Origin of the sequence: Brevibacterium linens (genome assembly GCF_003999335.1) — a bacterium.
GTDB lineage: Bacteria > Actinomycetota > Actinomycetes > Actinomycetales > Brevibacteriaceae > Brevibacterium > Brevibacterium linens.
The window spans coordinates 3,433,133-3,447,231 of the sequence record NZ_CP026734.1 but is presented as its reverse complement, the minus strand read 5'-3'; the positions used below and the strand labels follow the sequence as shown (position 1 = coordinate 3,447,231).

At 66.9% G+C, this 14,099-nt stretch carries 9 protein-coding genes; 8 read left to right on the top strand and 1 reads right to left on the bottom strand.

Translation table 11 applies throughout. From position 1 onward, the window contains the following. Window positions 1-10: 10 nt before the first annotated feature. The gene (locus tag CXR29_RS15560; RefSeq protein WP_101555320.1) at window positions 11-1,012 is read right to left on the bottom strand and encodes an asparaginase; all 1,002 of its coding nucleotides are present in this window, start codon (window positions 1,010-1,012) and stop codon (window positions 11-13) included. A 76-nt stretch (window positions 1,013-1,088) separates the two neighbouring features. On the opposite strand from CXR29_RS15560, the gene CXR29_RS15555 reads away from it, so the two are divergent. The 8 genes from CXR29_RS15555 to poxB all read left to right on the top strand — a co-directional run bounded on the left by CXR29_RS15555 (window position 1,089) and on the right by poxB (window position 14,013). After that, the gene (locus tag CXR29_RS15555; protein ID WP_101596057.1) at window positions 1,089-1,496 is read left to right on the top strand and encodes an MmcQ/YjbR family DNA-binding protein; all 408 of its coding nucleotides are present in this window, start codon (window positions 1,089-1,091) and stop codon (window positions 1,494-1,496) included. After that, window positions 1,489-4,389, top strand: coding sequence for a DEAD/DEAH box helicase (locus CXR29_RS15550; RefSeq protein ID WP_127365029.1), 2,901 nt, complete (start codon window positions 1,489-1,491; stop codon window positions 4,387-4,389). The genes CXR29_RS15555 and CXR29_RS15550 overlap by 8 nt, the downstream gene beginning before the upstream one ends. A gap of 45 nt (window positions 4,390-4,434) precedes the next feature. Further along, window positions 4,435-5,898 carry a DUF3375 domain-containing protein gene (locus CXR29_RS15545; protein WP_127365028.1) on the top strand — a complete coding sequence of 488 codons (1,464 nt, stop codon included), beginning with the start codon at window positions 4,435-4,437 and terminating at the stop codon, window positions 5,896-5,898. After that, window positions 5,895-6,773: a DUF4194 domain-containing protein gene (locus CXR29_RS15540; protein ID WP_308297808.1), complete on the top strand. Its 879-nt coding sequence runs from the start codon at window positions 5,895-5,897 to the stop codon at window positions 6,771-6,773. The genes CXR29_RS15545 and CXR29_RS15540 overlap by 4 nt, the downstream gene beginning before the upstream one ends. Continuing rightward, window positions 6,770-10,303 (top strand): ATP-binding protein, encoded by a 3,534-nt coding sequence (locus CXR29_RS15535; RefSeq protein WP_127365027.1) that lies wholly within the window; start codon window positions 6,770-6,772, stop codon window positions 10,301-10,303. Before CXR29_RS15540 ends, CXR29_RS15535 begins: the two co-directional genes overlap by 4 nt. Further along, entirely contained in the window at window positions 10,300-11,661 is a 1,362-nt protein-coding gene (locus CXR29_RS15530) for a Wadjet anti-phage system protein JetD domain-containing protein (RefSeq protein WP_127365026.1), read from the top strand. Before CXR29_RS15535 ends, CXR29_RS15530 begins: the two co-directional genes overlap by 4 nt. Before the next feature lie 131 nt (window positions 11,662-11,792). Beyond that, window positions 11,793-12,008 (top strand): hypothetical protein, encoded by a 216-nt coding sequence (locus tag CXR29_RS15525; protein WP_101555313.1) that lies wholly within the window; start codon window positions 11,793-11,795, stop codon window positions 12,006-12,008. A gap of 289 nt (window positions 12,009-12,297) precedes the next feature. Further along, complete coding sequence (gene poxB / locus CXR29_RS15520; protein ID WP_127365025.1) at window positions 12,298-14,013, top strand: ubiquinone-dependent pyruvate dehydrogenase; 1,716 nt, start codon at window positions 12,298-12,300, stop codon at window positions 14,011-14,013. Window positions 14,014-14,099 lie beyond the last annotated feature (86 nt).

Here is a 14,099-nt window from a genome sequence, read left to right as displayed (position 1 = left end):
CTCGGCGAACTCACGCGAAGCGGGCGAACACCTCGGCGGGATCGAGTCCGAAGCTCAATGCGAGGGTGAGCACGATGCGGGCCTTGCGGGCATCGAGGATTCCGGCGGGAACGAGTCCGGTCTCGAGCAGGCCGATCTCTCCGCCGGGGTAGCCGTAGGTTCGGCGCAGGCTCGCACCCGACCCGGCGCGGGAGGCGAGCACCACGGGCATCGCCTCCGTCAGACGCGTCACCGCAGGCAGCAGGTCCTCGGGGACATGCCCACCTCCGACACCGGAGATCACGGCGCCGGCGAAGCCGGAACCGGCGATGAGATCAAGGGTCTCTGCCGGTTCGCCCATCCCCACCTCGGCGAGGGCGACCTTGCTCAGCTGGGACGGACGGGACAGGCCGGCGAACGGAGACGTCGGAGTCTGGGGTGTGTGCGGAAGGTGGAGGTCATCCTCGCTCAGCCACCCGATCGCCCCGAGGACGGGCCCGGAGGAGAACGCCGCGGTCGACGTCGTGTGCGACTTCGACACGAACCTCGGATCGTGGACCTCGTCGTTGAACACCAGGGATGCAGGCAGGTTGCCGACCTGGTCGGACAGGGCAGTGAGCGCGGCCGCCCGGACGTTGGCCGGCCCGTCGGCTCCGGGCAGAGTCGGATTGCGCATGGCCCCGGTGGCAGCGATGTGCGTTCCCGAGTCATTGAGCAGCCACAGACCGAACGCCGACTCCTCAAGGGTGTCGGTGCCCTGGGTCAGCACGATGCCATCGGCCGTGGACGTGCGGGCGAGATCGACGACGTCGAAGAGCATCTCGAGGGTGACATTCGCGCTCGAGACCTGAGCGACCTGAGTGAAATCGGCCTGCAGATCCGGCCAGACCTGGTCGAGGCCCGCGGCCGCAGCGATCTCGGCTCCGCTGAGTGCTGGGGCAACCCCGCCTGATGCATCGGCGGTCGATGCAATGGTGCCGCCGAGAGCGGCCAAGAGCAGGTGAGGGGCGGTGCGGGGTGTGGTCTCAGGCATGATTCGAGTCTATCGTCAGTTCGTGCGGAGAAGCCGTCGTCGGTTCTGCGTCAGTGCCGTTTGCTAATCTCCACGCATGGATCCCGATACCGTGCTCCGCCTGGCCCACGAGCAGGCCATGCAGTACCCGTCTGTCGAGATCGACTATCCCTTCGGTCCTGACAACGCCGTCTACAAGGTACGCGGGAAGATGTTCATGATGGCCTATGAGCTGCGCGGAGTCCCGAGCCTCAACCTCAAGATCGATCCCCTCGACGGTGAGGTGCTGACAGACGCCTATGCGGAGATCTCACCCGGATATCACATGAATAAGAAGCACTGGATCACCGTGGCCGGGGAAGGAGACAGTGCTGGCGGCGACCGGCTCGATGCCGAACTGCTTCACGATCTTGTCCTCGAGTCCTACTGTCTTGTCGTGACCAAGATGTCCAAGCGGGACCGCCCTGTTGACCCGGACGTCTTCGGCGGGCGCGGCGATGACTGAGAACGTACGGGAGGCGGCTGCGATGCAACCGCCATTGCGCCGCCACCAAGACGAAGCGCTCGCGACTCTGCGCGACGGATCCGCTGCCGATGAGCGCCGATCCTGGATCGTCCTGCCTCCCGGTGCGGGAAAGACCCGCGTCGGCATCGACTACGCGACCCACCTGCTCGACCGGAAGCTCGTCGAGCGGGTCGTGGCATTCGGCCCGAATACGGCGATCCAAGGTCAATGGGCCAAGGAATGGAACCGCCTCGGCGAGGGGCGTCCTCCCGCCGGAGGCACACGCGAACTCACCCAGACCTTCACCGCTCTGACCTACCAGTCCCTGGCCGTCTTCGACACGGAACGGGAGACCGTCGACCGTGAGGACGACACTCGCACCACGGACCGCGACCTCGAGGACCGCGTAACCGATTCCCCCGCCTCTGGACCAGGTGGCGACCTGCTCGACTCCCTGGCCACTGGTGGCCGGGCCCTTGTCGATAACCTCGTCTCCGGGGGACGGACGCTGCTCATCCTCGACGAATGCCATCACCTGCTCGAAGTCTGGGGTCGGCTCCTGGCCGACCTGATGGCCCTGCTGCCCGACGTATGGGTGCTCGGACTCACTGCCACCCCACCGGCGACGATGTCGACCCGACACCGGGAACTCGTCGCCGACCTCTTCTCCTCCGTCCGCTACTCCGCGTCCATCCCCGCCCTCGTCAGAGAAGGCGACCTCGTGCCCTTTGCGGACCTCGTCTGGGTCACCGAACCCACCCGGGAGGAACAGGACTGGCTGTCGGCCCAGGCCGAACGGCACACCGAGTTCATCACCGGCATCCTCGACCCCGGCCAGGGCACGATCGGGCTGCTCGAATGGGTGGACCGACGATTCCTCGGCGACCGTGCCGAATCGGTGGACTGGCAGACGATGAGCCGGCAGCGACCCGAACTCTGCGATGCGGCCCTGCGCCTCCACCACGCCGCTCTGCTGCGTCTGCCGCCCGGAGCCCGACTCGGCGAACAGCACCGCCGCGACCCCGACACCGATGACTGGGCCCGGCTCATCGAAGACTGGATGCAACACCTCCTGCTCGTCTCCGACTCCGCGTCCGACCAGGACCTCGCCGAGGAGATTCGCCGTCGGCTGCCCGCGATCGGCTGCCGCTGGACGCGCCACGGAATCGCCGCCGGGCGGTCTCCGACCGATCGGGTCCTGTCCCATTCGGCGTCGAAGCCGCGCGCCTGTGTCGACATCGCCGCAGTTGAAGCGGCGACCCTCGGCGACCACCTGCGGATGCTCGTCCTCTGCGACTTCGAGTCCGCCACCGCGACTTTGGCCGCAGACGTCCGCGCGGTCCTCGACGAACGGTCCGGATCCGCACTCCTGACCCTTGAGAGTCTGGCCGCCGACTCTCAGACGGCACATCTGAACCCGCTGCTCGTCTCCGGGCGCATTGTCGCGGGACCACCGGACGTGCTGCGCGCGCTCATCGACTTCATCGCCGGCGACGACGCCGAACTCGCAGCCCGGCTCAGCGTCACCGATCCCGTCGCCGGTGTCAGCCGCATCGACGGGCGTTGGACGAGCCGCGACTGGGCGCCGTACGTGACCTCGTTCTTCACTTCCGGGTCAGCGCAGGTGCTCGTCGGCACCCGGGCGCTGCTCGGCGAAGGTTGGGATGCACCGGCCGTGACCGGACTCATCGACCTCACCACCGCGACCACCCCGACCGCCGTGACGCAGACCCGCGGCCGGGCGCTGCGCGAAGATCCGAACTGGGCACAGAAGGTCGCACTCAACTGGACCGTTGTGTGCATCAGCCCCGACCACCCGCGCGGAGGACAGGACTGGGGCCGACTCGTGCGCAAGCACGACGGCTTCTTCGGCACCGACTCCAGCGGCGAGATCGTCGACGGCGTCGCCCATATCGACCCCGCGTTCTCGCCGTTCCACCCGCCCAAGGACGATATCGACGCCATCAATGCGCGGATGATCACGCGTGCGCAAGCCCGCACCGAGGTGGCGCAACGGTGGAACGTCGGCGCAGACTACCGCGACGAGGAGCTGCGGACGGTGCGCATCGTCGCCGATCATCCCCGGCCCGAGATTGCACCGACGGAAATCACCTCCGACGGCGCTCGTGCCACGGCTGATGCCGCTGCTGGTGCTGAAGGCATCATCCCGAAGCCGCGGCACCGCGACGGCGACCCCGGAAAGATCCTCCCCGTCACTCTTCGCATGCCGATCTTCATCGTCTGGGCAACGGTGGGTCTCGTCATGGCGGCGACAGCGGTGCTGAGCAGCAGAGCCGCGGCGTGGATCCTCGGCATCATCGCCGTCGGACTGTTGCTGAGCCTGCCCTGCGTCCTCACCATTGCCGGCGGTCGCAGGCACCGCATCTACGGGGTCACCCCGACAGTCGCGCAGATCGCCGGTGCCGTTGCCGAGGCGCTTCATTCCCTCGAGCTGAGCAGTTCAGGAGCCGACGCGGTGCGGATGAGGATCGATGCACGCGGTGACCTGCGGTGTCACCTCGACGCGGATCCCGCCTCGGCGGAGGCCTTCGCTCTCGCGCTCGACGAAGCGGTGTCACCGATCGGTGACCCGCGGTACCTGCTTCCGTGCTGGCAGTTGCCGAGGCGCGCCCATGGGCTGCGTGGCTGGTGGACGCAGCTGAGGTGGGGGACCGGCACCGCCCAGAAGGCCGACCCGATCTGGGTGGGCGTGCCCGCCGTGCTGGGGACGAAGAAGGAACGCGCCGTGGCCTTCGCCGCCGCCTGGGACACCTGGATCGGAGGAGGTGAACCGATCTACACCCGCAGTCCCGGCGGGGCCGGCATCCTTGCAGCCGTGCGCGGAGGCGATCCTTGGTCGATGGCCTCGGTGCTGCGCATGCGCTGGCGCTGAGCCGCGAATTGGCGCGGACCCGCCGGTGCATCGAGAATAGTTGCTATGTCCGCCCTGTCCTCCGCGCTCGCCTACCGGCGTCTGCTCGAATCGAATGCCACCCTGCGCATGCTCCGGGCCGACAACCTCGCCGTCATGGCCGGAACCCTCGACGCCCACCTCGGCAGGCCCGGCACGAGGATGAACACCGAGGATCTGCACGAAAGCATCGATGCCGACCTCGAAGAGCTCCGCGACCACTTCGACCTCTCGCTGCGGACCGCGAAGGCCTACTGTGATGACTGGCGACGCGCGGAGATCCTCGTCCGCCGGCCCGCCACCGGGGCCAGAGGCGAGACCTACGAGCTCTCCGCCGCCGGCTTCGACGCCATCCGCATGCTCGAACAGCTGCGCACACCTCCGCAGACCGCCACCGAATCCCGGTTGGTCAGCCTCGCCCAGTCCGTGCGTCAGCTGGCCATCGACACCGACCCGGACAGCTCCCGTCGACTGGCTGCTCTCCGCGCCGAACGCGACCGCATCGATGCCGAGATCGCCCGCGTCCGTCGCGGCGACCCGCGTTCGGTCGTCCTCGACCGCAGGCGCGCAAACGAACGCGTGGGCGACATCCTCCAACAGGCACAGGGTCTGCCCGCCGACTTCGCCCGCGTGCGTGCCCGCTTCGAAGAGCTCAACCAGGAACTGCGGATCTCGATACTGGCCGCCGAGGACTCCCAATCACAAGTACTGGACGAAGTCTTCCGCGGCGTCGACCTCATCGAGTCCTCTGACGAGGGCCGCACGTTCTCGGCGTTCTCCGCACTCGTCCGTGACCCCGAACAGTCCGCGTCCTTCGACGACGACATCGCGGCCATCCTCGACCGGGACTTCTCCGCCACCCTCTCCCTTGCCACCCGTCGCTCCCTGCGCACCTTGATGCGCCAGATGAAGGACGGCTCCCACGAGGTCTCGGACATCCTCACCGAATTCGCCCGGGGCCTGCGTCGTTACGTCCACTCCCACGAATTCCAACGCGACCGCGTCATGCGCACCCTGCTCCAGGAGGGCCTCGCTGCGGCCGCGCCCGTGTCGCAGGAGCTCAAGCCCTACGATGAGATCGGCATCGACCTCGAACTCTCAAGCGTGTCGCTGGGCAGCGTCGGTGAGGTCATCCTCCACGACCCCGAGGAGTTCGATGCCGGAGCGGAACTCGGCGAGGCCACTGACTCGGAGATCGACTTCGCCGAACTCATCGCCGTCGCTCGCGAATCGGAGATCGACTTCGCCGAGCTCACCGAAAACATCAACTCCTCACTCACCTCCACCCATGAAGCCTCCGTCGCCGAGGTGCTCGAGACCCACCCCGCGACCCAGGGCCTGGCCAGCGTCGTCGGGTTATTGTCCCTGGCCAGCACCTATGGCCACGTCGATGTCGGCAACCGCGAAATCCTCACGTGGACCGGCGTCGACGGCATCGCCCGCACCGCCGCGATCCGCCGCCACTACTTCACCGAAGGCATCACCCTATGAGCCCCACCGACCACGACAACGACACAGCCCCCGCCGAGGTGGAAGCCCGCAATGGTGCCCACCGGACTTCATCGGCAGATGAGCGCACATTCGGCGCCGAGGTGGGAGCCGCCTCGGCGAGGGAATCCACCGATTCTGTCGCCGAGTCGACCACGACATCCGCGGACGGTTTCGACCACAACCCCAGTGGACTGTGGTCCGGAGACACAGGAACGCTGGGAGAGCGCACCCGCCGAGTGCTGCTCGAACTGCTCAAGGGACCATACGTGTCCGGCACCCAGGCCCCGCAGCTGTGGGCCGCGCTCGTCGCCGACGAAGGCCTCGTCCGCTCACGCCTGCATGACCTGTTCCTCGACCTCGTCATCGACCGCGTCGACGAATTCGCGTTCACCCGCAAAATCGTCACCGACGAAATCGACGCCCCCGCCGCAGTGCGCAGCGAACGCCTGACCTTCCTCGACACGGCCATGCTGCTCGTGCTCCGACAGCTGCTGCTGGCCGCGCCGGGGGAGAAGCGCGTCATCGTCGACCGCGAAGAGGTCTACGAGCGCCTCGCGATCTACCGCACCGGCGACGAATCGACGTTCCAGCGCAACCTCAACGGCGCGTGGTCGCGGATGAGCAACCGGCTGCGGGTGCTCCACAAGGCCGGCGAGGACCGCTTCGAGATCTCCCCGATGGTGAAGTTCCTCATCGACGAGGATCGCGTGCGCGAGCTCATCGCCGTCTACGAACGCATCGCCGCAGGTGAGGCCGACACCGGGGAGGATCCCGAAATCGATGCCGGCGCCGAGGCGGGGGTGGAGTCCGATGACGGTTCCGTCGCCGCCACCGAAGCCGATGCAGACACCGTCAGCGAGGAGGACGACGCGTGACCGAGGCACTCTTCCCGCTCGACGCGGCCTTCGTCGCCGATCAGGCGCGCGCCCGCGGAGCGAACCGACCCGACGTCGGCAGCCAGTGGCGGCTGAGCGAGATTCAGATCGCGAACTGGGGCACCTTCGACTCGGATATCCACCGGATCCCCGTCTCCCACAAGGGCCACCTCATCACCGGTCCTTCCGGTTCCGGCAAATCATCGCTGCTCGACGGCATCGCCGCCGTCCTCACCCCGGACAAGTGGCTGCGCTTCAACGTCGCCGCTCAGACCGCGGGTGCCCGCCTCGACCAGCGCAGCCTCGTCAGCTACGTCCGCGGAGCCTGGACCCGGACCGCCGACTCCGAAGAAGACCGCGTCGTCAGCAAGTATCTGCGCCCGCGCGCCACCTGGAGCGGAATCATCCTCCGCTACGACAACGGCAGCGACAGACCTCTGTCCTTGGCCCGGCTCTTCTTCATCAAGGGGTCGGCCACGAAGTCGACCGACCTCTCCGACGCCTGCGTCCTCGAGCGTGCCGACCTCGACCTCTCCGACCTGCAGCACTATGCCCGGTCCGGCCTCGAGACCCGCAAACTCAAGGCCGACCATCCTGATGCCGTCATCACCTCGAACGGATCCCACGGGAAGTTCTATGCACGGATGCGCAAGACCTTCGGCATGGCCGACGAGTCCGCCCTGCAGCTGCTGCACAAGACCCAGTCGGCGAAGAGCCTCGACAGCCTCGACCGGCTCTTCCGGGACCATATGCTCGAAACCCCGGTGACGTTCGACCTCGCAGACACTGCCGTCGCCCAGTTCGGTGACCTCAAGGACGCTCACGACCATGTCGTGCAGCTGCGCAAACAGCGCGACCACCTGCTCCAGCTGCGTGAAGCCGCCTCCCGCTTCGAGACCGCCAATGACATCGCCGCGAAGTCGATCGCTCTGAGCGAAGCCCTGCTGCCGTACCAGAAGCGGCGCGAGCTCGATATCCTGCGTGCCGACCTGTCCGCGCTGACGCGGCAGATCGTCGAACTCGAAGTCACCGCCGACCGCGCGAAACGCGACTGCGATGCCGCCGTCGACGAATACGACTTGGCCAGGCGAGCCACTCTCGAACTCGGCGGTTCCGAGGCCGAACACCTGCAGCAGCGCATCGACACAGCCGAGACCGAACGCCGCGCCATCGCCGAACGCTGGGCGTCACTGGCTCGGCAACTCGAGCAGGCCGGCATCGAGCACGCCCCGACCACGGCCGCCGAGTTCGCCGAACTCCAGGCTCAGATCGCCTCCAGCCTCGACGACGACACGCAGGTCGCCGGGCCCAGCCACGCCGACCATGACCGGTTCTCCCAAGCGAGGGCCAAGGTGCGCGAACTCGAAGGTGAGATCGAATCGCTGCGCCGGTCCGGATCGACTGTGCCGAACAACCTCCTGGCGATCCGCTCCGAACTCGCCGCCGGCACCGGTCTGAGCGAGAAGGCGCTGCCGTTCGCCGCCGAACTCATCGAAGTCGACCCCGACGAGGCCCGGTGGACCGGCGCGATCGAACGAGTGCTGCGCCCCATGGCACTGACCGTCCTCGTCCGGGCGGAGAACCTCTCGGCAGTGCGCACCTGGGTCGACGCCCACCGCATCCGCGGCCGACTCGTCTTCGAGGAGATCCCGCACTCGGTGCCGAGCCCTCGCCCCGTCGGCAGTGAGAAGTCGCTGGTGAACAAGGTGCGTGTCTCCGACACCGGCTTCGGCGACTGGGTCCGGGCCACCCTGTCCGAACGCTTCGACTTCGCCTGCGTCGATTACCCCGACGAACTCGACGACCACCCGCGCGCCGTCACCGTCAAGGGGCAGATCAAGACCTCACGCACCCGCTACGAAAAAGACGACCGGCGGGCCATCGACGATCGCAGCCAATGGGTCCTCGGCGACCGCGAAGCGAAACTCGAAGCCCTCGTCGAATCCCTCAAAGAGGCTCAGTCGGAACTGGCCGCCGCCGAACACGTGGTCGCGGCAGCCGACGCCGAAACCGCCCAGGCCCACCGCCGCCGCGGCATCCTCGCCGGCATTCGCGAACAGTCCTGGCGCGACGTCGACCGCGACGGCGCGGCCGAGAGAGTCACGACTCTCGAACGGCAGCTGGCCGAACTCGAAGACGCCGACGGCGACCTGCAGCAGGCGATCGGTGCCGAACGTGAGGCGAAGGCGGTCAAGGACACGGCCGAGAAAGCGAAGAACGACGCTGACTATGCCCTGCGCCGAGCGAACGAAGATTCGACGGGTCTGCGCTCGAACATCACCCGGATCGAAGACGACGTCAACTCCGGTCGGGTAGCGGAGGTGGAGGGCCACCTCGGCGAACAGCTCGACGAACGCTTCCGCAAGATCCAACGCAGCATCAAGCGGGAGAACCTCGCCGAGGTGGGCCAGCAGGTCTCGCAGGTGCTGCAGGAGGAGAAGGACCGGGCCCAGGCCGAAGCAAGCCGGTCGGGGCAGTCCGTGACGCGGCTGGCCGCCGAGTTCAAGGCCGCATGGCCGTCGGTATCGTCCCAGCTGACAGCCGAAGTCGATGATCGTCGAGCCTATCTGGCGATGCTCGATGAGATCGAAGCGCACGGCCTGCCCGATCATGAGAACCGTTTCCGGGATCTGCTGCAGCAGCGCTCCCGTGACCTCATCGGCGAACTCCTCAACGAGATCCACGCCGCTCCGCGCGAGATCGAGGATCGGGTGGCCCCGATCAATTCGTCCCTGCTGCGCTCGCAGTTCGACGAGGACCGGTACCTGCGGCTCAAGGTCAAGACCCGCCGCTCCGAGACCGTCAACGCCTTCATCGCCGATCTTCGACTCGTCGCCAGCGGCAGCTGGGGCGAGGACGATATGGAGACCGCGGAGAAGAAGTACGACACCCTCGCCGAGGTGATGCGCCGATTCGCCTCCAGCGAGCACGTCGACAAGGTGTGGAAGACCCAATGCCTGGACACCCGTCTGCACGTGAGCTTCCTCGCCGAGGAGATCGACGATCACGGGCGCGCGCACGCCACCTACGATTCGGGTGCTGCGATGTCCGGTGGCCAGCAGCAGAAGCTCGTGATCTTCTGCCTGGCGGCAGCGCTGCGGTATCAGCTGGCCGACCCGGACGAGGCGATCTCGAAATACGGCACGATCATCCTCGACGAGGCCTTCGACAAGGCCGACACCCGCTACACCCGGATGGCTCTCGACATCTTCATCGAGTTCGGGTTCCACATGGTGCTGGCCACCCCGCAGAAGCTGCTGCAGACGATCGAACCGTATGTGGGGGCGGCGACCTCGATCGAGAATCCGAGCCGGCAGAAGACCCTGACCTCGACGATGGTGTGGGACGAGTCCGTGCGCGGGGAGGCTACAGGAACGGAGTCGGGCTCGAATTCGGATTCGGCTGATGGCGCGGGCGAGGAGCCGGTCGGCGCTGGTGGGACAGGTGGTTCCACGGGTGCGGACAGCTCCGAGAGCGTCCGTGTAGCCGGTGAAGTCGAGCTCGATTTCGAGGAGTCGGACGCCCAATGACGATGCTCTCCGTCGCCGAGGCCCGAGCGAAGGCGCGCAAGCGCCTGAGTTCGTCCATGGCCTCGTGGGCGGCGGAGCAGGTCGAGGAGGTGCGAATCGAGGTCGCCCTCAAACCCCCGACGGAGAAGCAGGTGCTCTCCGATCAGGCTGCCGCCGCGAACTGGGCCGGCAGTTGGCGGGCGGTCCGGGAGCGTGCGGGGGCGGCTGCCGCGGGCGCTCCTGCTGAGCTCGAGATCGATTGGGAAGAACGCAGTTGGGTCCGCGTCGGCAGGCAACGTGTTCCGGTCCGACTGCGATTGTTGACCCCTGATGCAGTGGCCGCTTTCGTCGGCGGCGACACTGCTCGAGACTGGCGGAGGCTGCGAGACCGTGCCGTCAGCATCCGGCAGCGACTCGGGTCCGTATCGAACGGCCTCGCGGCGACTCGCGACGCGGACGCGGAGGCCAGCTCGGACGGGGACTCCCTTGCCGCGGCGATACGTTCCCAGTCGAAACGGATCCTCTCCTTGTCCGACGCCGCATTCGTTACTGTCATCGACGTCGTCGACTGGCTGTGCACCCATCCGCTCGGATCGCTGCGACCCAGACAGCTGCCCATCCGCGGGGTGGACTCGAAGTGGTTCGAGACCCACCGCAGCCTCGTCACCGCCCTGCTCGGAGGGATCGGCCACGCCGATGCGGTGACCGTCCTCGACGCCGAACCGCGACTGCGGCTGCGTATCCTCGACGGGGCCCTGATCGGCGCCGTGGATCATGAGGTCACCGTCGATCGCACCTCGGTCAGAGCAGCCGCCGCGTCCCTCGACGATGTGACCGCTCCGATCTCCCGACTCGGTCGACTGCCCGTATCGCCGAGGCTGGTCTTCGTCTTCGAGAACCTCGAATCAGTGCTCGCCATGCCGGATTGGCCGGGTGCCGTGGCCGTACACGGCTCTGGCTATGCCGTCGACGGGGTCGCTCGATTGGACTGGATCGACGGTGCGCGTGTGATCTATTGGGGCGACCTCGACTCCCATGGTTTCGCGATCCTCAACCGCCTGCGCAGCCATCTGCCGGAGGTCGAATCCGTGCTCATGGACGAAGCAACTCTGCTCGCACACCAGGATCTCTGGGTACCGGAACCGAAGCCGAGCACCGGCACTTTCGCGCATCTGACCGGCACCGAGGCACGTGCCCTCGAACGACTACATGCTGAAGGAGGCGTCCGGCTCGAACAGGAACGCATCCCGTGGGATACGGCTCTGAACCGGCTGCGGACCGCGGCCGAGGTGGAGACCTCGGGTCACCTCGGCGCAGGAACAGGTCGTGGCGTGGGAACGGAGCGCCGCTTCGGCGAGGGCCTTGACGACGAACGATAAGCCGCGCGGGGGACTGACCGCCAGTCCTCAACCGCACCTGGACCGACGAGGCGGCCGACCGCACCGAACGCCCGAGCCGGGCCGAACTGCTCCACGTCACCCGTCACCCGCGCTTCATCACCCTCCAGATCGTGATCGCGACCTTCACCCTCTTCGCGGTGACGATCAACACCATCCCGCTCATCATCGAACGCGGTGCCGACTACGGTCTGGCGGCCATCTCCCTCGGCCTCGTCGGCTTCGGTCAGGTGGCCGGCCGATTCAGGTACCCGAGCCTTGAACAGCACTCGTCGACACGGTCGCGGACGGTCGTCCTCTCCGCCTCGGGCCCGTCGGCCTGTGGCTGATCGCCCTGGTTCTCGGCCCGATCTGGCGGCTCATCGGCATCGCCATGCTCGACGGTGGTGTGCGCGGATGTATGACCCTGCTGTCTGCGCAGACGTGAATGCCGCCTCGGCGAGGCCGTTCCCAGACCGATACGGGAGATATTCCCGCATTCGTGGGTGAGGAATCGGACAGCCGCCCTGCTGGACTTCGGGGCTAGACTGAAAGTGCTGTCAAGGCCTCGATCACGGGGCCGCCCCTGCCGGGGCTGTGAATGCACCCCCGGTGCCATGGTTCAACGGAAGGAAGTCAATGCCCACCGTCGCCAGAAACATCGTCGATACCCTTGTCGCCAGCGGAGTCAAGCGCGTCTACGGCATCCCGGGAGATTCGCTCAACGGATTCACCGATGCCCTCCGCGTCAACCCGCAGCTCGAATGGGTCCATGTCCGTCACGAGGAAGCCGCCTCCTTCGCCGCCAGCGGCGAGGCCGCACTGACCGGGGAACTCGCGGTCTGCGCCGGCAGCTGCGGACCCGGCAACCTCCACCTCATCAACGGGCTCTTCGATGCCCAGCGTTCACGGGTTCCCGTGCTGGCCATCGCCGCCCAGATCCCCAGCGACGAGATCGGCTCGAACTATTTCCAGGAGACCCGCCCGACCGAACTGTTCCGCGATTGCAGCGTCTACGTCGAAAACGTCTCCTCGGCCGAGCAGATGCCTCGACTGCTGCGCATCGCCATGCGTGAGGCCATCGAGAAGCGCGGCGTGGCCGTCCTCGTCATCCCCGGCGATATCGGCTTGGCCGACATCGATGCCGCCGCCGAGGTGGTCAAGGCCTACCCGTCGCACATGATCCCCGCAGCCTCCCAGGTCGAAGCCGCGGCCAAGGCGCTCAACAAGAGCAAGAAGACGACGATCCTCGCCGGTGCCGGCACCGAGGGCGCCCACGACGAACTGCTCGCCATCGCCGAAAAGCTTCAGGCCCCGATCGTCCATACGATGCGCGGCAAGGAATTCGTCGAACCCGACAACCCCTACGACGTGGGCATGACCGGTCTGCTCGGATTCTCCTCCGGCTACGCCGCACTCAAGGACTGCGACACCCTGCTCATGCTCGGCACCGACCTGCCCTACCAGCAGTTCTACCCCGAGGACGCCACCGTCATCCAAGTCGATGTGCGCGGATCCCAGATCGGGCGGCGCACGAAGGTCGACATTCCGCTCGTCGGAACGGTCGCCGACACCGTCGAGGCGCTGCTGCCGCAGATCAAAGCCAACCGCAGCAGCACTCATCTCAAGTCCCTGACCAAGCACTACCAGAAGACCCGGAAGGACCTCGACGAACTGGCCACTCCGTCAAAGCGGACGATCCACCCGCAGTATCTGACCCGCCTCCTCGACGAGATGGCCGATGACGACGCGGTTTTCATCCCCGACGTCGGCTCACCCGTGGTGTGGGCGGCCCGGTATCTGAGCATGAACGGCAAGCGCCGCCTCATCGGCTCCTTCAGCCACGGGTCGATGGCCAACGCCCTGTCCCAGAGCGTCGGCGTGCAGTCGGCGTTCGACGACCGTCAGACCATCGCGCTCGCCGGCGACGGCGGACTGTCGATGCTGCTCGGTGAGCTCATCACGCTGACGCAGAACAAACTGCCGGTGAAGACGGTCGTGTACAACAACTCCTCGCTCAACTTCGTCGAGCTCGAGATGAAGGCGGCCGGTTTCGTCACCTTCGGAACGGACCTCGACAATCCCGACTTCTCGACCATCGCCGAGGCGGTCGGGATCAAGGGCTTCCGCGTCGAGAAGTCCAAGGACCTGCCGAAGGTGGTCAAGGAATTCCTCGCCTACCCGGGGCCGGCTGTCCTCGATGTCGTCACCGAACGCCAGGAGCTGTCGATGCCGCCGTCGATCACCGCCGAACAGGCCAAGGGCTTCGCGCTCTACGCGATCCGCACGGTGCTCTCGGGCAAGGGGGACGAACTCATCGACCTCGCACGCACGAACATCCGCCAGCTCTTCTGACGAGCACACGCCGAGAAACGGGTTGAGCGTCGAAACACGGGTGTACACACCCGTTTCTCGGCGCTCAGCCCGTTTCTCGATGAAGA